This is a genomic window from Burkholderia sp. R-40 (genome assembly GCF_049942845.1).
Lineage (GTDB): Bacteria > Pseudomonadota > Gammaproteobacteria > Burkholderiales > Burkholderiaceae > Burkholderia > Burkholderia ambifaria.
The window spans coordinates 1,981,787-2,007,605 of record NZ_CP187968.1 but is presented as its reverse complement, the minus strand read 5'-3'; the positions used below and the strand labels follow the sequence as shown (position 1 = coordinate 2,007,605).

Here is a 25,819-nt window from a genome sequence, read left to right as displayed (position 1 = left end):
CAACCGAAACCGGAGACACAGATGAACAAACAAGCCATCGACGCCCTGCTGAAGACCTTCGACGACGCCGCGGAAAAGCCCGGCAACCCGCGCGTGCGCGCGATCGTCAACCGGATCGTGAAGGACATCTGCTACACGATCGAGGACTTCGACGTGCAGCCGAGCGAGTTCTGGACCGCGCTCAACTACCTGAACGAAGCCGGCCGTGAATTCGGGCTGATCGCCGCGGGCCTCGGCCTCGAGCGCTTCCTCGACGTGCGGATGGACGAGGCCGAGGAGAAGGCCGGCTTCCAGGGCGGCACGCCGCGCACGATCGAGGGGCCGCTGTATGTCGCGGGCGCACCGGAATCGGTCGGCCATGCGCGCCTCGACGACGGCACCGATCCGGGCCAGACGCTGATCATGCGCGGCCGGGTGCTCGGTCAGGACGGCGCGCCGATCGCGAACGCGCTCGTCGAGGTGTGGCACGCGAACCACCTCGGCAACTACTCGTACTTCGATCAATCGCAGCCCGCGTTCAATCTGCGCCGCTCGATCCGCACCGATGCCGATGGCCGCTACAGCTTCCGCAGCGTGCTGCCGGTCGGCTACAGCGTCCCGCCGGGCAGCAAGACCGAGCAGCTGCTCGACCTGCTCGGTCGCCACGGCCATCGTCCGGCGCACATCCACTTCTTCGTTTCCGCGGACGGATATCGTAAGCTGACGACGCAGATCAACATCGAAGGCGATCCGCACATCTGGGACGACTTCGCATTCGCGACCCGCGAAGGGCTGATCCCGAAGATCAAGCAGGCAGAGGGCGCGGAAGGCAAGCCGTATGGCGTCGACGGGCAGTTCGCGCTGATCGACTTCGATTTTTCGCTGCTCAAGGACAAGCAGGACGTGCCGGCGAGTGAAGTCGAGCGGGCGCGGGCGCAAGCCTGAGCGGCCGTCCGGTTCGACGCATCGATAACGCAAGGAGTACAGAATGCTGTTTCATGTGGAAATGACCGTCCGTCTGCCGGCGGACATGGATCCGGTCAAGGCGGCCACGCTGAAGGCCGAAGAGAAGGCGATGTGCCAGCGGTTGATGAACGAAGGAGTCTGGCGGCATCTGTGGCGGATCGCGGGGCAGTATGCGAACGTCAGCATTTTCGATGTCGAAAGCGTGCAGCAACTGCATGACGTGCTAAGTCAGCTGCCGTTGTTTCCGTATATGGAGATGGAAGTGCGGGCGCTGTGCCGGCATCCATCTTCGGTGCGGGAAGACGATCGGTAATGCCTTTATGGTCCATGCACCGGTTATCCGGCGCATGGACCACGAAACATGGCGTCGTGGTGACGCCATTCACGCCTGCATTTACGACTATTCGACGCTCGGCAGCGACCGGGAAAACTCGAAGCCGTCACCAACCTGGTCCAGCGTCCAGCGACGCTGCGTATGCAGCTTTACCCATCGTGTCCGCTCGCGATCGTCGGACACATTTCCGATCGATATCTTGGCCTTGCCTGTCGAGTAGTTCACGCTGAGGTTTCGCACGGCGCCCGTATTGCGCATCACCGAGAAGTTGTCGTAACCGATCAGCATGAAATTCCGGTCCTGCCACCGGAATGTATAGGTGGTGGATCCCATTTCCCAACTCCCAGCACTGGCAAAGCGACTCAGCGTGACCCGCAACGCGCGCCGGTCGACAATCACGTTCCCCTCTTCCAGAGCATCCGCGAGACAGGGAGATTCCCGGACCGGTATGAGCGTATCGTTTCGCAACGCGACAGCGTACCGGCCATCCGGCTGCGCAAAGGCAACGACAAGAATGCGCGGATTCGCGTCGAACGGGTTCTCGCACATGCCGTCATGCGATATCACGTTCGCAGGATCATTGTCACGTAAGACCAGCACAAGATCGTCGCGGCCATCGCCGTTCAGGTCGCCCTTCGTCTGAAATTCCAGCTTCCAGCCTTTGGGAACAAAACCGTCTGGCTTTCCAGCGAGCGGCACGATCGATGGAGACGATACATCTCGAGCCGCCACGTGAACGGACCCGACAACTCCAAGAAAAATTGCGAGACTTAGTTGCCTGGCTAACGCGAATGGCTTATCCCCGCGCCGAATGGATTGCATGATTTTCATTTCGGCAAATCCCCCGTCATCCGCAATCCGTCCGAGCCCAAGCCGACACGTAGAGGCTTACCCGGATCAAGCTTCTTTTTCTCGACGACGCGTTTCCAATCGTCAGCGGCGCCGGGAACACGGTACAGCGCGACGATCGCCACATACTTCGTCTCCCGTTGCATCGGTTGAGACAAGCTCGAAGAAGCCCCGGGGCTCACGGTAGCCGACATATCCGCTTGCAGATCCTGGGCAAGCACCGTGCGATCGTTCTTCAACAGGTCGTCATACGACGCCGCATCGAACATCTTGCGATCCTTCAGCTGGTAGACGCGCACGGCCACCGACGTCGGTCGTCCTGCGTCGTCCGGATTCAGCGCCGCGCGTGCAGTCAGATCGACGTCAAGCACCTTCACCTGCTTGAAAAACACTGCGCGATAGGCATTCGACGACGCATCCGATACCGACTGCCATGCACCACAGCCCGACAGAAGCAATACGGCGGCAGCCGTAGCCGCACTCATTCGATAGAACATGAAGACTCCGGAATCAGATCGTGCGCGGCACGAGATGCGGGTTGGGTTGCGGCGCGGGCAATGCCTCGTAGGCACCCAGCGCAATATCGATCAGCCGTTCGTCGGCAGACGGCAACACCGTCGTCCAGCCAAGACGCGGCGCCGGGCCGGCACGCTCGATCCCGACGGACGGATGCGGAACGAACCGTGACGACACCTCCATCCGCAAATACACATCGGCCTTGATGCCGACATACAGCTGGATGAATGCCATCACCTCTCGATGCAGCCATGCTCCCGGCAGCAGATCCTGAGCCTGCCGCGCATCGGCTGGCCGCAACGTCACGCGCACTGCCCGGCTGCGATACGTGAGACGCCTGCCGAGCACGTAACCGCCACCGAGCCCATTGCGCTTGCCGTCCGGCAGCCCGCCCGCAGCCGGCTTCGTCGACGTCAACGGCTTCGGCCGACCGGTACTCGTCGTCACCGCCCAGAACTCGTCGACGCGAACCTCCGCCCCCGGCGCGGCGAGCGCCACCACGCCGGCCAGCCCTTCGGACGTCCGCGTGCGCTGAATCAGCAGCCCCGACAACGCGAGCATCCGCGAATCCGGCAGGCCTGCCCGCAAAGGCTTGTCGCCCCATCCGAACCCCAGCAGACACAACAGGCTCTGCGAATAATCATCCACACCACCGGCCCGAAAACGCTCAGGATATCGATACTTCTTCCATGCGCGATACAGCAACGTCGCGATGCGGTGATTGAATGGATCGAGAAAGGCCTCGACCGCCTCATGCCCCTCTTCGCGCAACGCGATCTCGTCGATCGTATGCGACGGCATCGCTGCATCGACGCCGTAAAGCCCCATGAAGGTCGTGCGTACGGTCGGCGGTGCATCGGGATGCTCATCGTCGAATTCGACCGCCGCCATCTCGCCTGCGGGAAAGCCCAACCGAGGACGCGGCCGGAACCGCACCGGCTCGTGCTCCGGCGTGTCGCGTGTGCCGAATCCGGGACGTTCAGGCGCACACGCCTCCAAAAGACGACAGAACTGCATGAAAGTCATCTTCGGCGCCCGCTCGAACAGCCTCGCAACCACGGCCGACGGGCCCTTCGATTCAGCGGCTGCAGCGCTCATCCGATCAATCGATGCACTCATAGCGGTGCCCGCCCCGCCTTGCTGCGCGGCCACTCCGTCCGCGACCGCGATGGCAGGCTGACGATCGCCAGCTTCGTGAACAGATTGATCTCCGCGTAGGCGCCGAAGAACCGGTGCAGCAACTCGCCGAACAGCATCACGTCGCCTTCGCCCGAGAACGCATGCGCATCGAGCGTGACCTCGATCAGCACGCCGCGCTCGACCGCGCCGCCCGACACCTCCTCGATCATTTCCTGCGACACATGCAGGATGCCGGCGAGCCGCCGCCGGTTCAGTTCGTCGTTCGTCCAGTCGTACAGCGCCAAAGCGCCACGCAACACCTCCGCGTTCATCATCGACAGGAAGTTGGGGGCGAGATGCGACAGCACACGCCACTGGAAACGATCTTCGGTCGGCGGATGGAGCGGCAACGTCGGCGACACGAGATTGCGCACGCTCGCGACGTTCGGCGTGCTGGCCGCCAGCTCGTCTAGACTTGCCTCCCGCAGCCCCTTGCGCGGCAGCAGCCCGTTCGTGCCAGTCACGCGCAGCGACAGGCTTTCCTCCGGCAGCGTATCCATCGTTTCCCACGCATGCCCGCCGAGAATCACCCACATTTCGTGCAGCCCCGACACGCCGGAACGCACGCGTGTATGGAAATAGCGCTCCGGCGCCTCATGCCGCAGCATGCCGCCGCGATGCCGAAACGTCGTGAACGGCACGTATTCGTATCGCTCGGCCGTATCGTGATCGAACGTCGCGATCGCATCGACCGAATACGTTTCGACATGCTCGCCCTGATGACCGGCCGGCACGACGCGATACTCAGTTTCGTGATGGTCGATCTCGATCGGCTCGGCATCCAGTTCGAACAGGTTGATCACCGGTGAACAGAACAATCGCACGTTGTCCACGCTGAATCGCTGATCCGACGGATAGGCATCCTTCAGAACGATCTCCAGTTCGAAGCGGGTCGATTTTTCAGGCAGCTTCGTGATGTCGAGTCCGCACAGATCGACGAACAGGAATTTCTCGCGAAACGTGAAGTATTCGAGCAGCAACTGATATCCGGAGAATGCCGCATCGGCTTTGGGCCACAGCCGTTCTTCCGTGGAAAATCCCGCCGGCTCGATCGTGACGCCCGGTAGCGGCACGGATTCGCCATCGCGTATTTCCGGAACGCGCCAGTGAATCGCGTCGGCCTGACGCGTCAGCGCAAGATGCATCGCGAATGCAGTCGGCAAATCGGCGTTCAAATGCAGCCGCAGCCGCGACAGATCCGTCTCCTTGCGCAGCGCCGACGCTTGCAACGCGAAGCCGAAGCGGATCACCGATCGGCCGTCGTGTCGCACGGCCGGGCCGGCATGCGTGAGCGACACCGGCTGCAGCGCAACATCCTGTGTGGTGCGGTACAGACATCGCACGCTCATCGGTGCCGCGCCCTCCGCGCGGCCCGCGGACGGCACGCTGATCGGCGCGGAACGCACCGGCACGCCGGCCGGGACCACTACCGTTTTCTGCAGCTTCTCCGCGAACGGCGTCAGCTCGACGATCGACAGCGAAGGAATCATCCGCAGATAGTGCGGCCACAACAAGCTGACGAGCCCTTCGGTCAGTTCGGGCAGTTCGTCGTCGAGTTTTTGCTGGAGCCGGCCCGTCAGAAACGCAAAGCCTTCGAACAGGCGTTCGACATACGGGTCGCGATCGCCGACGCGGTCGAGGTTGAGCAGGCGCGCGCGATCGGGATGCGCCTTCGCGAATTCCTTGCCGGATTCGCGCAGATAGCGCATTTCCGCTTCGTAGTAGCGCAGGATGGGATCGTTGTTGTCCATGGGAATCCGTTACGAAAGGGTCAACGCGCGGGCGGGATCGAGTACCGTGAGTTCCGCCTGCAGCTCGCCGATGCGGCGTGCGAACGCCGGCTTGTCGGCGTCCTTGCGGCTGCTCATCGCTTTCAGTGCTTTGATCAGTTGCTGCTTGACCTCGAACGTCAGCGCCGGCTCCCAGCGCATCAACGGCAGCGAACGGGACGTTCCGTCGAGTTCTGCAAGGAGTGCGAGCGCCGCATCGTGACGGCCGGCATGGTCGGCCAGGCGGGCCATCACGAGCCGCTGCAAATAGCGATGTCGATCGGTTTTCATGCCGGGCAGCGCTTCGAGCCACGCAAAGGCCGTTTCGATGCCGTCACGGGCAGCGAGTTCGCGCGCCTGGGTTTCGATCTCCGGCCAGTCGCCCTCCGCATCGCCCGCGCTATCCGCGGAAACGGGCAGCGGCGCAACCGTCTCGCCCGCTTCCAGATCGCGCACGACAGCATGCCGGGCGATCCATTCGAGCGTCGTGTCATCGGCGAACGGTGTGCCGTCGCTGAATGCCAGGCGTTCGATGCCGGGCAGTCGTTCGAGAAACAGCGCGAAGTCGGTGCGCAGCAATTCACGCCATGCGCTGTACGGTGTGCCGACGTGGTCGAGCCCAACGTGCTGGAAATACTGCAGGTCGAGCCACAGGTGATTCACGCCTTCCATGAACGCACCCTCGACGCGCTCCAGCAACTCGTGCCAGTGCTTCTGCAGCACGAGGCGCTTCATTTGCTGACGCAACTCGGCGCGTGGTGGCGCCAGACGCGTATGCGACGCAGCATCCGACGGCGGCACGTCGTGCAGCGTGTCCCAACGAATGCTTCGCACAAGGCGCACCGACGGCAAATAGCCGTTTTCCTGATCCCTGAGCCATGCCGACATCGCCCGCGCCTGATCGAGCAGATCGCGCGTAGACGCGATCGATCCGGCTGAAGTCTTTCCCGCGGCCGTCACGGGCGGCATCGCGACGCCGGCATCGACACTGCGTGCCGGCCCTTCCTTTTTCTCGAAGCGGGAAACGAGTGACTGCAGATTCGGGCGAGCCGCATCGGGCCACGCCGCCGTATGCGTGACGAGCACATCGAGCGCGGCCAACGCGCGTTCGAGATCGACCGGCGCAAAGTCACCCCGACTATCCAGCGTCTCGATCACGCGCGCAGTCGCGAGCATTTCGAGCGCTGCCTTCTTCGCTTCGTGACGGGCAGGCAAAAGAGCTTCGCCAAACCGGTCGACGAGCGCGGCAGCCAGTTCGAGCCCGTCGGCGAACCCGGCCGGGCCGTCCTGCCGCAGGCGTGCGAACGCGTAGTAGCCGGCGACGCGCAAATCCTTGCCAGTCTCCTTGAGCAGGTGTTCGCACATGCGGACGATCAGGCCGTCATCGATTCCCGACAGCTTGCCGGCTTCATCCTTCAGTTCGAAGAACGCGTCTTCGTAGCCGGGGTCGCGCCCGCATGCGGAATCGCCCGGTATCGGCGCGACCCATGCGGCCCAGGTATCCGTCCGTGCCTTGCGGAGTGAATCGATGCGGGGACCACCGACGAGTGTCTTCACAAAATTGGCAAGCGTCATGGTAGGTCTCAAAAAACGAATACGTCACTCGACAGCCCGAGGGCGTGCCCAAACGGACGGGGGAAGGAATCGGAGCGCCCCGACGTGGTCGCCAACGGCGAAATCGCAGCCTTGGGCGTGCTCGTCTGTTTCGCCGGGCCGGGCTCGGCGGTTCGCACTTTCGCCCGAGCAAGGCCGAGCGCAGTGCGTTGACCCGAGGCCGGCTCCGTCGAGGCTCGCATGGAGTCGTCCGGCAAGCGGCTCCCGCCCGGAAGCCCCGGCGGCAACGGCACAGCCGCATGCTTCGCGGCCGCGATCGCCGACGCCGGCAACGGCGGCAGCCCGATCGTCGATACGCGAGGCCCTGCGCTCCGAGATCCCGTCACGAAAACACGGATCGGCAACGTGAAATTCCGCAACTGAAGAACGTCGAGTGGGCCGCCTCCGGCTTCGCTGCGCAATTGCACCTTGAGCGGAATGCCCTGGCTCGTGTCGGGCGTCCAGGTCAGCAGATAGCGGGCGTTGTCCTGCTGGGTGACCTTCGCGCGCTCCAGCAATCGAACGAGGCCGAAACGCCCCTGCGAATCGAGCGCGGTACGCAAGCCGCCCTGCTCCGTTTGCCATTCGATATGCGACAGGTTCTCGAGCGACTGTCCAGGCCATTCGAACGGCGTCCACTCCTGCTTCTGGTTGAAGTAATGCAGTTCGCGCCCGGACAGCACGAATCTCATGTCGGTGACGCCCGGCGTCGGCTCGGCCCGCAGTTCATAGCGCACGCGCGCGTCGCCCGACGGAAACAGGACCGTCGACGTGCGCGTGAGCTTGTTCAGACCGCTCAGGAAGGCCGGATCGATCGTCAATGCGCCTGAATCGGCTCCCTGCGCGGCGACCCACCGGTCCCCCTGCCTTTCGACGACACCGGCCAGTTGCGACGTCACGAACTGCGCGATCACGCCGCTGTCCGGACGCATGAAGCGCGCCATCTCGGGTAGCGATGCATCGTTGTCGGAATCCGCGAACGGATAGCGGCCGCCGAAGGTCTTGTTCCAGTCGGCCACGATCGCGGTGCGCCACATCTCGTTCAGGCTCGATGCGGCCGGCTGCACGATGACCTGCCACGACTGATCGAACGGCGCGCGGAACAATGCGCCAAACCCGGACCACTGTTCACCGAGGCTCGCGGCGACACGACTCGCGTAATCGCGGCTGTCGGCGATATCGGACGTCTTGCCTTGCAGCACGGCTTGCGCGGCCAGACGTGCGATCGCGTCCGGATCCGGGCTGGAGACGATCTGCGATGTCTTCAGGCGCATCGCCGTGATCCGCTCCAGATAGCGGGCCAGGCTCAGGTCGCCGGTCGCTGCCATTTGCGTGGTGGCCGCGTTGCCGTTCGTCGGTATTCCCGACGCGAGGTCGCTGCCGGTCAGGCGCAGGATTGGGGCGAATGCGGCGGCAAGCGGCGCCAGTTGAGGCTTGGCCTGCTTGGACGGATCCTTCTCGTCCGCGCCGACCAGTTGCTGCGCCTTGCTGATCAGCGTGTCGGACAGCGACTGGGCGTTGGCTCCCGTTCCCGCCTGATACACGATCGCATTCATCAACGCGACGAGCGGCGAGCGTTGCGGGTCGCCCAGTAGCGTGAGTTGGTCGGCCGTGGCTGATAGCGTCGGTGCGGGTTGCCAATGCAGACTGTTGAGGAATAGCGCCCATGCACGCGCGTAATCGTCGAAATAGCGCTGACGCAGTTCGGTCTTCAATGTCGACGGAGATGAATGGGCAACCTTGGTGTCGGAGAGTACCCAGTCGCTCGCCACATCGCGTTGCTCGCCGGCTTCGTCGATTGCCTTCGAGATGCGCTCTTCCCACGCCGCACGCGTGAATACGCCCGGTATGGTGGCGGTCGTGCCGAACAGGCCGCGGCTCGTCGCACCGCCGGAAGAGGATTGCGACGCTGTGTCACCGAGCAACGTCGCGAGTGACAGCGGCGGATATTTCGGCGTCGCTTCGTCGATGATCTGCTGGTAGATCGCGTCGCCGGAGTTCTGGATGCCGCGCACGCCGATGATCGTCTGACGGGTAGATGCGATCAGGCTTCCGTCGGGGACAATCGCCAATGCAGTGTGACTGGACGCGGCACCATGCCCAACGTGTTTCGCGAAGAATGCGATCGCTTGCTGACGCAGGTCTTCCCACTTGCCCTTCGACAGCGGCGAATCGGCCGGGCGTTCAGGTGCGGAAGCCGCGACGAGCTGCGGTATCAGGAATGTGGCTGCCGCCCGCTCGGATTTGGCGAGCATCATGTAGGTCTTGAGCGTATCGTACGCGGCCTGGACCTGGGCGTCGCCACCGCTGGCGATTTCGGCGTCGGACAGGGACGCGAGCTGATGCAGCCTCGCTTCGAGCTTCTGGCGGATCGGGCCGACGAGAATCCGGTTCGCGGCATCGGCGTAGTAAGGCCAAAGGGCGTCGAGTAGTGCGTGGTCGCGGTTCAACGCGAAACGAGCGGTCAAAGGCGCACCGGCACGCTGATGGATTTCGAGCGTGTCGATTTGACGGTCGAGGTCGGTGAGCGTTTGCAGCGACTGTGTCGGGTTTAGGGGCCCGGTGAGCTTCGCAACCGTATCCGTTACGCTTCCGATCGTTGCACGGTTGGCGAAGCCGGACAGCATCGTGCCGACGAACCCGCAGCCGATCAGGGCGGCCGTTATCCAGGCTGCCGCGATCGACAGTGAAAAGCCGACGCGGCGGCCGTGAATCTTTCGGCTGTGCTCGGCGACGGTATGCCAGATCGTGCGGTGTGACGGGTCGGCCGGTTGCCCGCCATCATTCGCGTCGGCGGGTACTTGCGGCGCCAGTTCCCGTTCCGTGAACAGCGGCGCGAACAGGAGGCCGTGGACTGCGTGCCGCCATGTACGCGACCGCGAGGTTTGCAGCACCAGACCCGACAACACGTTGCGAAAGTTCGAAATGTGTTGGGACAGTTCCGCGGGATAACGGTCGCCTGCATCCTTCGTCACGCGCACGACACCGGAATCGGCCAGGTAGTCGGTGAGGTTCTGCAACGACGCGTCGATTGCTTCCCTGCTGACGCGCGCGTTGGACCAGGTGAAACCGATCGCCTCATCGGGACTCGACGTGTCACGGCCGAAATCCGTCACATTGAGCAGATAGACCGGCGCGGCCCAGCGCAACGCGCGCGCGTGGCGCGCGAGCCGCTGCGACAGATTGTCGGTGTCGAACGGCGCATTGGACGAACCGCGGTTACGCGTTATCGCGACAATCGCGTCGACCGGACGACGACGGCGCAAGCGGCGAATCTGGTCGAGCCAGCCGGCATCGAGCATACTGCTCGTTTGCTTCGCGTACAGCAGGACCGTATCGCCGGTGATCGCAAAGCCGGTGTCGACCAGACCCGGCGCCAGACGCTTCACGAGCGGTTCATCGCCGGCGATCAGCACCCATCGTTCGCTATAGCGCCAGCGCCGGCCGTGGCGATCCTGTAGAGCATTGCGGAGCGCAGCAGCACGGTCGGTTTGTTCCGGTAGTGGGTCTTGATCGTCGTGGTCTACAGACGCTGCGTGCCGGGCGGCGTCGTATCGGGCAAACCAACGGGAAGCTGTCAACGACGCGATCCACAGCAGTACTCCTTCTAAGTACTTGACCAGCAGGACCACCACCAGCATGGCCACACACAGCAAAAGCTCGACGATGATCCGGGTGTCGCGAGACCACCCGTAACGAGGGCCCTCCACCCATACCGCAATACCGAGCGCGAGGAACACGATGACGGCAGCAATACCAATGAAGAGGCCTGCCGGTCGTGTCTTGTTGTCGTTCTTGTCGTCGTTCATGTCTGTTTTCTGCAAACGAGGGCGATCAGATCCTGACCTTCACCGCACAGCACCATTTGCGTATCACCCGTCGTACCGGCACTTTCCGCGGCAAGGGCGACGGCCAGCCAGGGTCCCGCGCCCGAACAATCGCCCACTAACGTCTCAAGTACGTTCCAGCGCATCTCGTCCGAAAAAGTTGCGGCTCGCCGAACCGCACCTACGCTGTCATCGGTCAGGCCGTGTGTCCACACCGTGCCCAAACGGTCCCGCGAAGCGTGCCCCCAACGGGCAGCGAGTCCGAGCGTCCGGGTGGCAGCATCGAACGAGTCTTTGGCAGGACGATGCAGCCACAGCCCGAAGGAATTTACCTGTGACGCAAGTCGCGATTGCCCCACGAGCAGGGCCACGCCCGCCTCTGCTACACCTCCTGACAGGACAGCACTAATGGCGTCGCGAAGTTCGACGGCGATGAGCAGGTAAACCGTATTGACGTCCCGCTTATCAAGCCACGCATCCACTCTAAAAAGCGAGGACGCATGCTCACCCTGCTTCAGGTCGATCTTTAGAGAAGGCACCCGTTCAGCAATCGAATCCCGTATGCGCTTTTCGACCGCCTCGGATTTCAACCTGGATTGATGATGAAGCTCGACCTGGAGCTTCGTTCGCTGCGGAAGAGCGCTGAGTTGCGGCAAGAGAGCGTCGAGCAGACGTTCAATCAGCCACGTACATACAGCATGATGGCGGGCATGTTCCGCAACTTCGTTGCCGGGGTGAAAAGGCTGATCGGGGATATCGAGCCAACGTGCATGGACTTCACTATCCGCGACTGCACCACTTGGCCGTGTCGAAAGTTCAGTGCCGTTCAGAATGCCCTTGAGCGAGTTCTCCGAATCATCCACGGCAAAACACCACGCATGACCCAGTATCGCCAATGGTCTGCTCGCTAATGCATGTCGTGCGTGTTCTGCCTCATCGCTGACGCGGTTCGTCGCAATCGCCTGATTGCGACGGACGTAACCGTAGCCTAGCCAGGCGAAGAGCAAAAAAGCCCAAGCAAGAAGGGGATAACCTGCGATGCAAAACCAGAACCATAGCGTGTTGGTCGGAAGACCCGCAGGCCAAAGCATGATCGTCAGACCAGTTCCCGCGCCCAATACGAGCGCCAGCAGGATCGTCCAGACAATCATAGAGATCTGAGGTGGAGGCGGGACCTCGCCCCGTGGCGGCACGCGATTGAAATCGACAGGCATCGCTTACCGAACCCGGGCTCCGCTGGACGAGGCAATGAGTTCCGCCCCACACCGCGTGTGATCGCCGTCGCGCGACAGCGGCGTGGTGCCATCCTTCATTCGGCCGCTGCCTTCGACGATTTCGTTGTCGCCGTGGATTGGGCATGAAACCTTGTCGCCGATACGGGCGGCCCGCCGACCCTTCACCTTGATACGATCGGAGCCGGTCAGAATCGTGCCGCCGTGGCTCGTTGTGTCACCTTCATATGCGAGATTTTTCACCTTGAATACCTAGATAAGAAATTAAAAATCGACGATTCAATTACCTGTGGAGCACGCATTCACATCTTCACAACGAATCCATCTCTCGATAATATTTCCGTTCTTCTGACGATACCTTAACGCCATAAACCCCTGCGACAAGCTAGATTTATTCACCAATACTGAATCACCTTGCACAAGGTAGGATCTGGTAACTGATGATTTAGCAGGTTTTCCATAGAGATATGCCTTCTTGGAAATCACTGCATGAACGGCCCAGGCGCCCGACTCAACTGGCGCTACGTGGATAGATGTGCCACTCCGGTCACCACTCAGGATCTTCTTCAGTTTGGCGGCGTTTTCGGTGTCTCCATTCCCTCGTAATTGGACAAGTAGTTTCGAATAAGCGCTTCTGTTACCTGCATTCGGTGGGTCGCACGCAAGCAGATTGTCCCGTGCCATTCTCAATGAATATTAACGAATTCGCATAAATCTGCGATGCATCGACGACCCAATTGATCTATACTTCTCTCTAGTCATTGTTTGACAGGTTTGCCCAGTCTACTTCGCCAGTATTTCTTAACATCAGAAGCCGTTCTATATCTGAATTTCGACTCCGTGCTTTGGACATATCCCTCGATTCCGGTCATTGAGCGGTCTTCAGAGATGCGCCTATTTTCAACTAGCATTCCATCGTCATTAAAGAAATAGGCGTACACCTGATAGAGTCGCCCATAAGTACCATCGCCGCGATTGTTTATATCCCACGCAACAATGGAGAACACATTAACGCGACCATGAAGAACCATAAAAAATATCGACTCAACTGTCGGCACCCCCCCTTCAATCGAATATCGAGCGAATTCAATTTTTTTACATCCACCCTTTAAGGGGCGATAGAAATCAAGAACGAGGGGATATTCGGCCGTGCCGTTTTCGATGGAAATTCTCGAATTCCCTTCCAACATCGACGCATCAAACACATTTTTCTTAGTATTTGCCGGCGGGCAACCCGAGATAGCTTCGCCCCCATATGCGTTAAGCGAGAGAAAGAGCGACATCACGCTCGCCACTAACAACCTAGAAATAAACATTTACGCCACCTCCTTTTGTAGCCCAAGAATTGGCGCCACGTTGTTGTAGGCTGTTAAGCGCTCTGAATACCCGATCTTCCCGCCGTTTACCGCTTTCGAAACCGCGAGGACATTCCCAGAATCCGCAATTCCGTTAACGTTTTTAGTGACAGCCCAGTAAACAAAGGCAGATTCGACCCCATACTCCAAATCGCTAAGAACGAGATCTGGATTTTCCACGAAGTCACGTTGATCATCCGGGAAGCGGCGATTATGCTCATCCGTAAGCATCATGTAGTTGCTTTTAAATGTCGTCTGTATAAGACCTCTGCCGCGATATTTATACCCGTCTCCGGATTCCTCGTTTCCATTTTTATATCGATCAGCATAAACATAGCTAGCAAGATTTCTTGGATTATTTTCGTACTTGCTTGCTTCAGTCCACAATTTCTCCCGCAACCGACCGAAATTGCAAACAATATCGCCTGATACTTCGCTATACGCCTTCTTGCCTCTGGGAGCAGGATTGCATCCGAAAATCTCCTTCATTCGCTTTGAAGAATATGAAAGTCCTTCTTCGATATTCTTAAAACCACTCTCGACGGCGATTTGCGAGAGAAAATGAGCAATCCTCTTTGGCGTAGTGACCCGATATCCTTTCGCGTACTTATTGAGCGCAGGAAGGATCTGCCTGTGATAATTTTGACTGCCACCTGGATCAACTGCCGCAAGCATCTCAAGTGTGATAATTCCCAGATCGAGTGAAAAATTCGCGATTAAGCCAATTGGATTGACGTGAAATACATCGGGGGCAGGAAAACCTGGGATATGGGCCTTCAAGTCATCCCACCATGCAAGCTTATCGATCCGCTTCTGCTCTTCCTCGTGCTGCGGCTTGAGGCCCGTCTGCGTCTCTAGTTCGGCGATCAGCTGCTTCCACTTCGACGGATTAGCCCACTCACTTTGGTGCTTGACGATCAGCCGGGATGCCGCCAGCATCAACCACGGATACCCGTCGCGCTCCGTTCGCGACAGCGTGCATAGTTCGTCAGCCGCTTTCTTGCCATCGCCTTTCGTGAACAAAGCGTCATACACCTTGAGCATCAATGGGCTAAGATTCGAACGCGAAGAGACGTCGGCAACGTTGGCGCCGCTCGCATAATTAACCCACTTCGGGGTTGTCGCAAAGATCGTATGCGCCGGATCATGGGCGTCCGCCAGGCACTCGAAGTCGATCCACTTCTGCGCAAATTCCCGCGTCACCCGGCCGCTCGGGTGGTTGAAGTCGCACACCCAGCCGTCGATTTGTTGACCTTGAGCATTCACACCCTCGACGTGCCACCAGTTCACCGGGTAGCCTGGATTGGGGTTTGGCTTCGGCTCGGCGACTCGTCGTTCTGATTTGCGTGCCAGTTCGGCAAGCGAATACACCTGAACTGTGTCAGTCTTTCTCGACTGCGGGTCAACTCCAGGAACAAATTTCTTGTCCTGGCGTTGATATAGCACCGTACCCGGTGCAACCCGAAGAATCGTCGGCTCGGAGGGCAGACCCAATACCGACCAGTCTTCCTTGTGCGGACCGTGTTGATTGACCCACGCTCGACCTTGCTCGAGGAACGACTCGATACCGTCGTCACAGAACACCTCGATGTGCGCCATCCTTGTACCGGACGTGCATTCGTTCAGCGAATCGTAGCGACCGAGGTGGCCGATCGGGTCGCCAGCTTTGAGCGGGATCCCGCCTCTGATTGCTCGCGAATCTCCCGACTGACCGGTCTGTTCTATCGTGACGATCACCCGGTCGAACATCGAATCCTCGATGACCTCCTCGACGGTTGGTCCGCCGTTCTCTCGGCCCATAAAAACCCAGCCACCAACGGCGCGGACCGGCTCGGCATAGCCACCGGCTTCGGGTGGAACCAGTGACGCTCCGTGCAGATCGGTTACTTGGCCCCAGTTGTTCTCCCGCTTGCCGATGCTAACGCTTGCCCCCTGCGGCAGGATGCCAACGATCTCGCCACGTGGGTAGCTTTTACGAACCCGTAACCCTTGCTGGGACGAATCCGGAACCTGACCGTTTCGACCAGACGAAGGTTTGTTCTGCGCATGCTGAGTGACCCGCCACTGCCGCGGCCAGTACGCCGGCTTGCTCCGCTTCGGGAAATTGGCGTAGTCCTCCAATGACATCAGGTGCATGTACAGGCTGTAAAACGTCAGCTTCGCGCCCTGTGGGAACTCCATCGTGTGCTGCACGAGTGCGAAGCCGGTACTGTACGGTGCCTGAACCGGTGATTCACTTCCCGCCCCACCGATTTCGCTGATCGGATAGGTCTTGTTGGCGCGAAATGCAATCAGTGTGCCGTCGGCGATGCAGCGCAAGCCCGCGTCAAGATCGAGCGATTGTCCGGCGCACGCCTCCGTAACGTGAATGCCGCCATGCCACATTCCCTTACGGCTCACGAGATACGCCCCTGACGGCTCACGTCCGGCAAGCAGGCGATAGATTTCGTGCTCGCCTGTGAATTGCACGGGAGCGTCGGTCTTTCCCCTTCCCTTTCGCAGGAATGGAAAGGCGAACGGTAACGGCTTCAGCTTGGCCGGTGCCGGCGTGGGGGATTGTGGCTTCTTCGGTGCGGGTGGGTTTGCCATGGTTGTTCGTTATTCCGAAAATCCGAAGTTCGTTGCAGTCTGTACGTCGCTGACGGGCGCCGCGGCCCAAGTCGGAAATTTGAAACTACCGCCGTCAGGGTCGTCGATCGTCAGATTTCCCTTGGCCTCGATTTCTCCGGCCGGACTACCGAGGATGATCTTGCCGCCCGACAACTTGATGTAAGCGCCCGATCCATCGCCGAGCGTGACACCTTTGCGGCCGGTGATGATTACTTCGCCATCCGACGAACTGACTGCCATGTCCTGCATCGACATCAGTTCCATCGCGTCGGACTGTGCCTGTACCTGGACCTTGCCCTTCGTGGCAAAGATTCGAATCCCGAGCTTTGCCGCAAAAAGCGAGATCGCCTCGCCGGCCGCTACCGCGATACGCTTCATGACGCCGATGTCGAGCCCGTCGCCGGCGGTCACGAACATTTGCTTGCGGGCGGCAAGCTGCATCTGCTGACCACTGACAATCCCGACGCCATCGGGAGCTGTCGCAACAATGACGGGTTTCTGAAGCTGCTTGAGCTTTTGCTGGATCAGTACGCGCTGTTGATCGATGTCAGCCTGCAGCGCTTTCGCAGCGTTCGCCGAGTCGTTCAGCGCATTCAGGATTTGTTCGGCCTGCTCGAGCGTCGTGTCGGCGTCCTGCATGTCGAGCTGCTGTCCCGCGGCGCCGGGCTGTCCCTCCGCAGTCACCAACACACCCTTCGATCCCCGAACTGCCGCTGGCCCGTCGGTGCGCAACTCGACACCCCGCCCGCGATCCTTGCGATCTCCGTCGACCATGTGACCGAGGTTCAGCTCACTCGCCTCAAACGGCGTCGTCAGATGGACGTGCTCGACACCTTCCTTGTCCTCCATCCGCAGTTCATTCTGCGCGGCGGTGCGGATCAGATTCCGGGTATGGTTCTGGCTGGTGACGAGATCGGGATGCAGGCTGTCGTGCATGGCCCCGATGATCACGGGTCGGTCAGGATCCCCCTGCGTGAAGACAACCGCCACCTCCGCACCGTCAATCAGCGGGAAGTGATGCCCATAGTTGTCGCCGCTATACGGTTTCGCGAACCGCACCGGCCGGCTGGTACCGCCCGGGCTCCACTCATCGAGATCGAACGGCAGCTTGATCACATACCAGCCCTGCTCGGTCAGATACGCGTATTTGTAATCGCCAGGTGACGTAATCCGGGCCGGCAGGATACCGTCGATGACCGGTTGCTCGATCGATGCAACCGGCGTGCGCCATACGCGGTCTGACGGAATCCCCTCGAAGGTCACCCAGTACGATTGGTCGCGCCCGCCTTGCGACTCCACCGCCGTGATGAAAATCCCGTGCTTCGCATCGACCGGATGCGGCGCCAGCCGCATGACTTCGCCCGCCTCGAGCCAGAACGGATTTCCGGTACCGCTGAAGGTGATCTGGTTGGTCAGGTATTCCTCGTGGCGCCGACGGGCGACGCTCTTGCCCTCTTCCGGCGTCTCGTAGTGCTCGCCCCACTGGTAATCGATGCCGCTCGTCGTCTTGTCGTCGCGTGCGGCATTTTCCTCGACTAGCAGCGACACACCCGCCTCACGGTGGTTGTAATCGTGCAACCGTACGGCTTCCGGCACGCGCCGAGTCCGCTTCTCGAGCGTCTTGATCGCGTCCATGCCCGAACTCTCGAGCCCTGAGTCGCGCCGGTGCGACACGGTGCGCTGCTTGCGCGCATAGGCGTCCAGATCGTCGCCAAACACGAGCACCGCATAATCCTTCTGCTGCTCCCAGCGAAACCAGAGCCCTTCCTCGGCGCAGATTCGCTGAATAAAGGAAAACGTCGTTTCGTGATACTGGGTCACGTACTCGCAGCGCTTGTACTGACCGCGCAACTGGAACTGGAAATCGACCCCGGCCCGGTAGCCATAATGGCGCAGCGTGTCGGTCACGATCTCCTCGATCGACTGCTTCTGGAACAACCGGCTCGTCACGCCCCTGTTCAAATCAGCGAGCTTGGGCTCCAGCCGGACCCGATAGTGTGTCTGATCGGCCGAGGTGTCGAGCTCGTCGAACTCCGTGATGACGCCGTGGATCGTATAGGTCGGCGGCATCTTGCTGAATTGCTCCGTGTTCTCGCCGAACATTCTGCGCAGATAGTCCATGTTCGGATCGACTGGCGCGACGATGAATTTTGCCGGGCGACCGATCACCTGATCCATTGGAATACCGACCACCGGGCTCGTGAATTCGATGTCGTAGCGGTACAACTCGCTCACGGCGTCCCGGCCCGTGAAGCGGAGCACGGACGTCGGCGCCGGGTGCGGCGCGAGCTTCAATTCATAAGCCTGCGAAGGCAGAATCATCGACATGGAATCTCTCGGTTGCGCGACTGCACGGCACGCCGGGGTGCCCCTGTCCACCCCGGCGCCACTGCGACTAACGTCAGATCAGTTCTTGGACTTCGGCATTTGCGACACGAGCGACAGCCCGATATCCATCCCTTCGACCTGGAAGTGCGGGACGATGAACAGCTTGATCCGGAAGAAGCCCGGGTTGTCCTCGATGTCCTCGACCGTGACCTTCGCCTCGCGCAACGGATGCGACGCCTGCAGTTCGTCACCCGGATCCTTCATCTCGGTCACGAGCCCCTTGATCCAGTTGTTCAACTCGAGCTCGAGCAGACGTCGATCCTTGGTCGTGCCGATGTTCTCCCGCTGGATCAGCTTCAGGTAGTGCGCGATGCGCGACAGCAGGAAGATGTACGGCAGCCGTGCGTTGATACGGCTGTTCGCGGTCGCTTCCCGGGTCTCGTACAGCGCGGGCTTCTGCGCCGAGTTCGCGGAGAAGAAGCACGCGAAGTCGTGGTTCTTGTAGAACGACAGCGGAATGAAGCCGAGATTCGCGAACTCGAATTCGCGCGTTTCGGGGATCAGCACCTCGGTCGGGATCTTCGGCTGGTGGCCGGTGCCGAGGTCGTACAGGTGAACCGGGAGATCCTCGACCTTGCCGCCCGCCTGCGGGCCGCGAATCTGGACGCACCAGCCATTGCTCACGAAGCTGCGCACCATGTTCGCGGCGAACGCGAACGACGCATTCATCCACAGGTACTTGTCGTGGTCGGGGCCCTTGACGGCCTCCTCGTAGTTGAATGCGCGCACCGGCGTCGTGTCCTTGCCGTACGGCAAACGGCCGAGCACGCGCGGCATCGTCAAGCCGACGTAACGTGCATCGTCGGTATCGCGGAAGCTCTTCCACTTGATGTACTCGGCGCGATCGAAATAGTTGCCGATATCCTGGATCGCGGCGACTTCCTCCATCGACTGCTTGCCGAAGAACGCCGGCCCGACCGAGCCGATGAACGGCATGTGCGCGGCGGCCGCCACCTTCGAGATGTTGCGCAGCAGTGCGACGTCCATCGGCGAATTCGCGAACTCGAAGTCGCTGATCATCGCGCTGATCGGCTGGCCGCCCGGCGTGTCGTATTCCTCGATGTACGTCAGGCGATACAGGCCGCTCTGGATCAGTTCCGGCGTATCCTCGAAGTCGCGCTGCAGCGCGTCCTTCGACACGTCGAGCACTTCGATGCGTGCGTTCTTGCGGAAATCGGTGCGGCTCACGAGCATCTTCAGGCCGCGCCAGCGTGCCTCGAGCGCCTGGAATTCCTGCGTATGCATCACGGCGTCGAGCTGGCGGCTGATCTGCCGGTCGATCTGGCCGATATGGAAATCGAGCAGCGACTTGTCGAGGCGGTCCACCGGCTGGCTCGCGTTAGCGACGAGTTCGAGGAATGCGCCCATCCCGCGCGCGATGCGCTCGTCGGCCGACGCCTCGGACAGCATGTCGTTGTCGCGGAACGCCTCGAGCGGGCGCGCTTCGCTGACGGGCTTCAGGTTGATCTTGCTGCACAGCGACGCATAGACGCTGTCGATATCCCCGTGCGGGGCATCCAGCACGACGGTCTCGCTCGCGCCGGCGTGCTGCGTTTCAGTGGATTTCATGGCGTGTCCTGTCTGCGATCGAATCGCTACGATGTTGCGGAATGCGCTGAACGCGCGTTTTGCCCAGCGCGTTTCACGCATGCCCTTCCGGCTGCGTCGCGGCGGTCGCGATCTGCGCGAGTTCGCCGCGCAGCTTCGCGGACAGGCGATCGTCCTTCAGCACCTTCTCGAACTCGCGACGGAACGTGCCGTTGTCGAGCAGGTTCGATTTCAGGTCGCGCAGCAGATTGCGCATCGCGAGGAGCGCCTGCAGCTCGGGAATCTGGCGCGCGACCTGCTCGGGCGCGAAATCCTTGATCGAGCGGAACGACAGGTTGACGGGCAGTTCCGAACCGTCGCCGGCCAGCGTGTTGTCCGCGGCGATCCTGAGATCCGGCGCATAGTCGGCCAGCACGGCATCGAAGTTGTTCTTGTCGATGTTCACCTTCTTGCGCTCGGCAAGCGGCGCCTGCTCACGGCCGGCACTGAAGTCGCCGGCGACCAGCAGCTTCAGGGGCAACTCGACCTTCTTCTGCGCTCCACCCGTATGCAGGTCAAGCGTGATCGACACCCGGCTCTTCGGGATCTCTCGCTGAAAGCTATCCAATTCGTTCTCCTTATCTCAGGAAGCTTGAAGACTCCGCGACACGCACCCGCAAGTCATGGGTGCATCGCCGTCCGTACCGCCCATGCCAACCCCGCAACGTGCATCGACGAACGGCCCATCCGGATATTCGCGGCCCGATATCCGACTCAGGCGGCAGAAAATATCACGCTCTTTGTCAGCGAGTAAACCCGAAACACGGAAAATTGAAAATTAACGACACGATGTCTTTTGCAAATGAGACTAGTCCGATTCCACGATGCATTCCAGACATGTCGTCCTAATTCCACGCGACCGCCCATAAACCACTATCAAACAAATTCACAAAAATCTCACAACCACTTGATTTTTATGCCATTTCCACAAAACACGCGGAACCCAAGATCTCAATAAAAACCCCACTCGACACCGCTCGCACCGACGAAACACCCCGCACCCAATAAATCTCAAAATAAACACCCCATTTATCTCAATTTATTCGAGACACTTCTCAACAAATTCGAATAAAACGGGGTATACGAAATCAGAAAACGATGTATAGAATCGGCGCCTCATAATTCCTACATCGGTATTGACCACACCATGCGGATCGACAAACCGCTCTGGCATGAAGGGCTGATTCTTACGCAGCAGCATTTCCAGCAGCAGGAGCGCTGGAACGGGTTCGCGCTGCAACAACTGGCGTCGGCTGTCGCCGTATCGCCATGGGGAACGCTGAACGTCGACATCGACGAGGAGGCACTGTCCTCCGGCCGCCTGAAGCTCGCGCGGCTGCAATTGCGCTTCCCTGACGGCACGCCGATCGACACGACCGTCGCCGACGCATTGCCGCCGGCGCGCGACCTCGTCGGCGAAATTCCCGCCGATGCCCAGACCATCGACGTACTCGCTGCGCTCGCGCTACCGGACGCGAACGGCAGCAACTGCCGTTTCGACGAAACGGCGCTGGCCCGCCCGCGTCGCGCGTATCGCGAGTTCGTCAAGGTGACGGACCTGAACGGCTCGGCCGAAACCGAAATTGCCGCCGAGCGTCACGCCGTCCGGTTGCTGTTCGGCTTCGAATCGCACGCCGACGACACGGCATGCGCGATCGCACGCCTGACGCGCACGACGAGCGGGCAGTTCCAGGTCGATCGCCGATACGTGCCGCCTTGTCTCGCGCTATCCGGGCACACGCTGCATATCGAGCGTATTCGGCGGATCGCCGACATCCTCGCCGCCAAAAGCGCGCTCCTCGGTGCGCGCCGCAGCGAGCGCATCGAGCAGGTGGCCGAGTATGGCGTCGCCGACGTCCAGCTGTTCTGGCTCCTGCATTGCATTCACCAGGCGTGGCCGCAACTGCGCTTCCTCGCGTCGCACCCGGCGCAGCCGACCGATCGCCTGTACCAGGTGCTCGCCCAACTGGCCGGCTCGCTGATCACGTTCTCGACGCGCGTGTCGCTGACCGACATTCCGCCCTACGACCACGCGAGCGCCCATGACGTGTTCGCCGCGCTCGAATCGCTGATCCGCGATCTGCTCGACGCGATCATTCCGTCACGCGTCGTCTCGATCGGGCTCTCGCATACGACGCCGACGACCTGGGTCGGTCAGTTCCGCGACGAACGCATCGTCGAAGATGCCGCGGACTGGTATCTGTCCGTCAATGCCGCGTTGCCGGCGTTCGAGCTGGTCGAACAGTTTCCGCGCCTCTGCAAGATCGGCGCACCGGACGACGTCGAGCACATCGTCAATTCCGCGGTGGCGGGAATTCCGCTCAAAGCCGTGCAGCGGGTGCCCGGCGCCATACCGGTCCGGCTGGACAACCACTATTTCGCGCTCGATGCGCACGACGCCGCGCATGCGCGGATGCTCGCCGCGCGCGCTTGCCAGATCTATCTGCCCGCGTCGATTCCAGACGCGTCGCTCGAACTTTATGCGGTGCTGCGCTGATGAATGCCGTCGCCTCCATGCGTCACGAAACCGCGCTGCTTGCACACGATCCATCTTCCGGTCATGCACAGCGAGCCTCGATGCGCGCGCTGTTGCGCGATACCGCATTGCTCGTCAGTCAACTGTCGAACGGCGGCGAAGTCGACAACGCCGCAAGCCTGCGTGAGCAGTGTCGCCTGCTGGTCGCGCAGTTCGCGACCGCGCTCGATGCGCAAGGCATTGCCGCGGACGTACGGGACGACGCGATCATCGCCCAGTGCGGGCTGATCGACGAAGCCGCACTGCGACACCTGCCGGCTTCCGCCAAGGCGAAGTGGGAATCCACGCCGCTACAGGTCGAGCGATTCGGCACGCACGATGCAGGCACGCGCATCTACGAGCGGCTCGACTACCGGATGCGCGAGCCTGTGCCGAACGTCGACCTGCTCGAATGCTATGCGGCCGTTCTCGGCCTGGGATTCCGTGGCCGGTATGCCGCTCGCTCGGGGTCGTCCGCGGGCACCCATGACGGTGAGGCGAAACGTCAGGCACTGATCGCCGCGCTGGTTGCGCAGATCGATCAATTGCGGCCGGCGGTCCGCCCGGGATTCGTCACCGATCGCTCCAACACGCGACTGCTCGACCGGCTCAGGCATGTGTCGCCATGGATGATCGCGGGCGCGGCATGCGTCATCGCGATACTCGTCTGGTTCGCGTGGGATCGGATCCTCGATGCCGAACTGGCCCAACTCGTCCAGCAAGCGAAACGGCCGTGAGTTCGGGCACCATGCTCCCTACGGCAGCAACCCGCGCCGATTCCAATGCGGCACGCGCGGCGTTGTCGGGCCTGGGCTATCCGGTCCGGACGGTCGTGACGCTGTCCGCGGCACTGGCACTGACTGTCGTCGGGTGGGTTGTACCCGTCGAGCGCGGCGTCATGTGGGGATGGGTAGCGCTCGTCGTCGCGCTTTCCGCGCTGATCGTCTGGTTGCATTCGCGCGAATTGACGCGCGCCCGCGAACAAAACGTTCAGGTGATTGCGCAACTGGGCGCGGCGACCGCCGACCTGCCGGTCGCGCTGCGCACGAGAATGCCGCTCGCTCTCGTCACCGGCGACGGTCTGTCCGCGTTGTTCGATCGCGATACGGCCATGTCGCGTTTCGTGCATGTCGGCGACGGCGCGATCTGGTTGCGAGCCGACCGGCCTCAGGATCTTCCCCGGCTCGCCGTCGCGGTCCGCCAGTGGCGGGACGGTCATGCGCCGGATTGTGTCGTGCTGGCGGTCGCGCCGGGCCTTCATGCGAACGACGACACGCTGTCGCAGTCGCTGCGCGTGATCCGGCAAGCCGTGGCCGATGCGTCCCGCATGCTCGGCACGTCGCTGCCGGGCTATGTCGCTCTCTATCAGCGGCTCTCGAACGCAAATGCCGCGGCGACGACGCCGGCCGTCGAATCGGCGGCCCGGTGGTATGGCATGTCGACCGGCTCGGCCATCGTCAACACGCATCGCTTCGACACCACGATCGAAGCAGCCGAGTCGGATGCGCTCCATGCCGACGGCAGCCCCGCGGTCGCGGCACGCGCCGCCGGCGTCGCATCGATGATCGGATGGACCCGACGCGTCGTGTTCGACACGCTGACCGATCGACGCCAGCCCGCATCGCCGTGGCCGTTGTTCGGCGCCGGCTGGATCGATCATGGCCCGGCGAGCGCCCCCGGCAAACCGTGGGAACGTGAAGTCCGCAGCCTGACAGGTATCGCCCCGGCCACACTGCCTGCGTCGCCGACGCCGTGGCCATTGCCGCAACCGTTGATCGACGCGATGCCGCGCCGCACGTGGCGGTCGCCGCGCATCACCGCCGCCGCGCACGTCGTTGCGATCGTCGCCTGCGCCGCAATCGCCGCCATCTGCGGCGCCGCAAAGAACAACGAGGCGTTGATGACCCGCATCGGCGAGCACCTTCAACACTACAACCGTATTCCCGCCACCCACGACGCGGCCAAACGCGACGCGCTCCGCGTCCTTGCGTCGGATCGCGATCAGCTCGACCGGTACGCACGGGTCGGCGTGCCGCTCCGGCTGTCGTTCGGCACCTATCGCGGCGCACCGCTGCTGCCCGTCCTCAACGACGCAATCGCGTCGTACGAACCGCCCCCGCCGCCGCCCGCCGTCGTCACGCTGGACAGCATGTCGCTATTCGACAGCGGCAAGGCAAGGCTCCGAACGGGCACCACGCGCGCGATGGTCGATGCGCTCGAACTGATCAAGGCCCATCCGGGCAAACGCGTGCTCGTCGCCGGCTATGCGGACGATCAGGGTCGGCCCGATCGCAATCTGAAGCTGTCGATCGATCGCGCGTCGGCCGTGCGCGACTGGCTCGTCGAAGCGTCCGGTATCCCGCCGACACGGTTCGCGATCCAGGGCTACGGCGATACGCGGCCGGTCGCGGACAACGCCACGCCGGAAGGGCGGGCGAAGAATCGTCGGGTCGAGATCACGCTCGTGCCCGATACACCGGTGCCTGCCGTCCCGACCGGCGCCGCGAGGTAACACGCGTTTGGGTTCCCGGGGCAGTCGCCCCGGGGTTATCAGCGCCGGAATCCGGTTCCGGCGATTCGCAGTACGAAGAAGAAGGAGTGAACAAAATGGCAATTCCGGCCTACATGTGGCTCAAGGACGACGGTGGCGCGGACATCAAGGGTTCGGTAACCGTCCAGGATCGCGAGGGTAGCGTCGAACTGGTCGCGTTCGATCATGGCGTGCACATTCCGACCGACGGCAATACGGGCAAGCTGACCGGCACGCGCGTGCACAAGCCGATCACGCTGACGAAGGAGACCGACGCGTCGACGCCGTACCTGTACAAGGCCGTGACGAGCGGCCAGACGCTGAAGTCGGTCGAGATCAAGTGGTATCGGATCGACGACGCAGGCAAGGAAAAGGAATACTTCAACACGAAGCTCGACAACGTGAAGATCGTCGCGGTGAAGCCGAAGATGCTCGACATCAAGAACCCCGACTACGAGAAGCACAACCATCTCGAAGACGTGGAACTGCGTTACGAGACGATCACGTGGTCGTACAAGGACGGCAACATCATCCACAAGGACACCTGGAACGAACGTTCCTGATGGACTGACCGCCTGGCGGAATCCGTC

At 61.5% G+C, this 25,819-nt stretch carries 19 protein-coding genes; 6 read left to right on the top strand and 13 right to left on the bottom strand.

The features are described 5' to 3' along the window. Window positions 1-21: 21 nt before the first annotated feature. Window positions 22-924, top strand: a complete 903-nt coding sequence (gene catA / locus ACP26O_RS25420; protein WP_175663203.1) for a catechol 1,2-dioxygenase — start codon at window positions 22-24, stop codon at window positions 922-924. A 43-nt stretch (window positions 925-967) separates the two neighbouring features. Continuing rightward, entirely contained in the window at window positions 968-1,258 is a 291-nt protein-coding gene (gene catC / locus ACP26O_RS25415; protein WP_059448784.1) for a muconolactone Delta-isomerase, read from the top strand. Between the two features lie 87 nt (window positions 1,259-1,345). On the opposite strand, the gene ACP26O_RS25410 is transcribed toward catC, so the two are convergent. The 13 genes from ACP26O_RS25410 to tssB form a co-directional block, all read right to left on the bottom strand. Further along, window positions 1,346-2,110 (bottom strand): hypothetical protein, encoded by a 765-nt coding sequence (locus ACP26O_RS25410; RefSeq protein WP_175663204.1) that lies wholly within the window; start codon window positions 2,108-2,110, stop codon window positions 1,346-1,348. Continuing rightward, complete coding sequence (gene tssJ / locus ACP26O_RS25405; protein ID WP_175663205.1) at window positions 2,107-2,625, bottom strand: type VI secretion system lipoprotein TssJ; 519 nt, start codon at window positions 2,623-2,625, stop codon at window positions 2,107-2,109. The genes ACP26O_RS25410 and tssJ overlap by 4 nt, the downstream gene beginning before the upstream one ends. A gap of 13 nt (window positions 2,626-2,638) precedes the next feature. Continuing rightward, entirely contained in the window at window positions 2,639-3,742 is a 1,104-nt protein-coding gene (gene tssG, locus ACP26O_RS25400; protein WP_244098930.1) for a type VI secretion system baseplate subunit TssG, read from the bottom strand. A 17-nt stretch (window positions 3,743-3,759) separates the two neighbouring features. Further along, window positions 3,760-5,574, bottom strand: coding sequence for a type VI secretion system baseplate subunit TssF (gene tssF / locus ACP26O_RS25395; protein ID WP_175663207.1), 1,815 nt, complete (start codon window positions 5,572-5,574; stop codon window positions 3,760-3,762). A gap of 9 nt (window positions 5,575-5,583) precedes the next feature. Then, a complete protein-coding gene (gene tssA / locus ACP26O_RS25390) occupies window positions 5,584-7,167 on the bottom strand; it encodes a type VI secretion system protein TssA (RefSeq protein ID WP_175663208.1) in 1,584 nt (527 codons plus the stop codon). A gap of 8 nt (window positions 7,168-7,175) precedes the next feature. Continuing rightward, window positions 7,176-10,994 carry an ImcF-related family protein gene (locus ACP26O_RS25385; protein WP_175663209.1) on the bottom strand — a complete coding sequence of 1,273 codons (3,819 nt, stop codon included), beginning with the start codon at window positions 10,992-10,994 and terminating at the stop codon, window positions 7,176-7,178. Beyond that, window positions 10,991-12,163 (bottom strand): hypothetical protein, encoded by a 1,173-nt coding sequence (locus tag ACP26O_RS25380; RefSeq protein ID WP_244098931.1) that lies wholly within the window; start codon window positions 12,161-12,163, stop codon window positions 10,991-10,993. Before ACP26O_RS25380 ends, ACP26O_RS25385 begins: the two co-directional genes overlap by 4 nt. 66 nt (window positions 12,164-12,229) lie before the next feature. Continuing rightward, a complete protein-coding gene (locus ACP26O_RS25375) occupies window positions 12,230-12,487 on the bottom strand; it encodes a PAAR domain-containing protein (RefSeq protein ID WP_105786631.1) in 258 nt (85 codons plus the stop codon). A gap of 515 nt (window positions 12,488-13,002) precedes the next feature. Next, a complete protein-coding gene (locus ACP26O_RS25370) occupies window positions 13,003-13,560 on the bottom strand; it encodes a hypothetical protein (protein ID WP_175663211.1) in 558 nt (185 codons plus the stop codon). Further along, window positions 13,561-16,188, bottom strand: a complete 2,628-nt coding sequence (locus ACP26O_RS25365) for a glycoside hydrolase family 19 protein (protein ID WP_175722367.1) — start codon at window positions 16,186-16,188, stop codon at window positions 13,561-13,563. A 9-nt stretch (window positions 16,189-16,197) separates the two neighbouring features. Continuing rightward, a complete protein-coding gene (locus ACP26O_RS25360; RefSeq protein WP_175663213.1) occupies window positions 16,198-18,537 on the bottom strand; it encodes a type VI secretion system Vgr family protein in 2,340 nt (779 codons plus the stop codon). A 78-nt stretch (window positions 18,538-18,615) separates the two neighbouring features. After that, window positions 18,616-20,166, bottom strand: a complete 1,551-nt coding sequence (gene tssC, locus ACP26O_RS25355; RefSeq protein ID WP_175663214.1) for a type VI secretion system contractile sheath large subunit — start codon at window positions 20,164-20,166, stop codon at window positions 18,616-18,618. Window positions 20,167-20,239: 73 nt separating this feature from the next. Further along, window positions 20,240-20,752 (bottom strand): type VI secretion system contractile sheath small subunit, encoded by a 513-nt coding sequence (gene tssB / locus ACP26O_RS25350; protein WP_006750268.1) that lies wholly within the window; start codon window positions 20,750-20,752, stop codon window positions 20,240-20,242. Between the two features lie 579 nt (window positions 20,753-21,331). Here tssB and tssK point away from each other — a divergent pair. From tssK to ACP26O_RS25330, 4 genes are all read left to right on the top strand, one after another. Further along, complete coding sequence (tssK, locus tag ACP26O_RS25345) at window positions 21,332-22,681, top strand: type VI secretion system baseplate subunit TssK (protein WP_175663215.1); 1,350 nt, start codon at window positions 21,332-21,334, stop codon at window positions 22,679-22,681. After that, on the top strand, window positions 22,681-23,436 hold the full coding sequence (locus tag ACP26O_RS25340; protein WP_244101277.1) for a DotU family type IV/VI secretion system protein: 756 nt from the start codon (window positions 22,681-22,683) through the stop codon (window positions 23,434-23,436). Before tssK ends, ACP26O_RS25340 begins: the two co-directional genes overlap by 1 nt. 11 nt (window positions 23,437-23,447) lie before the next feature. Continuing rightward, window positions 23,448-25,211 (top strand): OmpA family protein, encoded by a 1,764-nt coding sequence (locus tag ACP26O_RS25335; RefSeq protein ID WP_175663216.1) that lies wholly within the window; start codon window positions 23,448-23,450, stop codon window positions 25,209-25,211. A 95-nt stretch (window positions 25,212-25,306) separates the two neighbouring features. Continuing rightward, window positions 25,307-25,792, top strand: coding sequence for an Hcp family type VI secretion system effector (locus tag ACP26O_RS25330; protein WP_006750272.1), 486 nt, complete (start codon window positions 25,307-25,309; stop codon window positions 25,790-25,792). The last annotated feature ends 27 nt before the right edge of the window (window positions 25,793-25,819 follow it).

What these genes read in the sequence shown, in the direction of transcription:
- catA (WP_175663203.1), top strand. Translation starts at nt 22, where the DNA reads ATGAACAAACAAGCCATCGACGCCCTGCTGAAGACCTTCGACGACGCC.
- catC (WP_059448784.1), top strand. Translation starts at nt 968, where the DNA reads ATGCTGTTTCATGTGGAAATGACCGTCCGTCTGCCGGCGGACATGGAT.
- ACP26O_RS25410 (WP_175663204.1), bottom strand. Translation starts at nt 2,110, where the DNA reads ATGAAAATCATGCAATCCATTCGGCGCGGGGATAAGCCATTCGCGTTA.
- tssJ (WP_175663205.1), bottom strand. Translation starts at nt 2,625, where the DNA reads ATGTTCTATCGAATGAGTGCGGCTACGGCTGCCGCCGTATTGCTTCTG.
- tssG (WP_244098930.1), bottom strand. Translation starts at nt 3,742, where the DNA reads ATGAGCGCTGCAGCCGCTGAATCGAAGGGCCCGTCGGCCGTGGTTGCG.
- tssF (WP_175663207.1), bottom strand. Translation starts at nt 5,574, where the DNA reads ATGGACAACAACGATCCCATCCTGCGCTACTACGAAGCGGAAATGCGC.
- tssA (WP_175663208.1), bottom strand. Translation starts at nt 7,167, where the DNA reads ATGACGCTTGCCAATTTTGTGAAGACACTCGTCGGTGGTCCCCGCATC.
- ACP26O_RS25385 (WP_175663209.1), bottom strand. Translation starts at nt 10,994, where the DNA reads ATGAACGACGACAAGAACGACAACAAGACACGACCGGCAGGCCTCTTC.
- ACP26O_RS25380 (WP_244098931.1), bottom strand. Translation starts at nt 12,163, where the DNA reads ATGATTGTCTGGACGATCCTGCTGGCGCTCGTATTGGGCGCGGGAACT.
- ACP26O_RS25370 (WP_175663211.1), bottom strand. Translation starts at nt 13,560, where the DNA reads ATGTTTATTTCTAGGTTGTTAGTGGCGAGCGTGATGTCGCTCTTTCTC.
- ACP26O_RS25365 (WP_175722367.1), bottom strand. Translation starts at nt 16,188, where the DNA reads ATGGCAAACCCACCCGCACCGAAGAAGCCACAATCCCCCACGCCGGCA.
- ACP26O_RS25360 (WP_175663213.1), bottom strand. Translation starts at nt 18,537, where the DNA reads ATGTCGATGATTCTGCCTTCGCAGGCTTATGAATTGAAGCTCGCGCCG.
- tssC (WP_175663214.1), bottom strand. Translation starts at nt 20,166, where the DNA reads ATGAAATCCACTGAAACGCAGCACGCCGGCGCGAGCGAGACCGTCGTG.
- tssK (WP_175663215.1), top strand. Translation starts at nt 21,332, where the DNA reads ATGCGGATCGACAAACCGCTCTGGCATGAAGGGCTGATTCTTACGCAG.
- ACP26O_RS25340 (WP_244101277.1), top strand. Translation starts at nt 22,681, where the DNA reads ATGAATGCCGTCGCCTCCATGCGTCACGAAACCGCGCTGCTTGCACAC.
- ACP26O_RS25335 (WP_175663216.1), top strand. Translation starts at nt 23,448, where the DNA reads ATGCTCCCTACGGCAGCAACCCGCGCCGATTCCAATGCGGCACGCGCG.
- ACP26O_RS25330 (WP_006750272.1), top strand. Translation starts at nt 25,307, where the DNA reads ATGGCAATTCCGGCCTACATGTGGCTCAAGGACGACGGTGGCGCGGAC.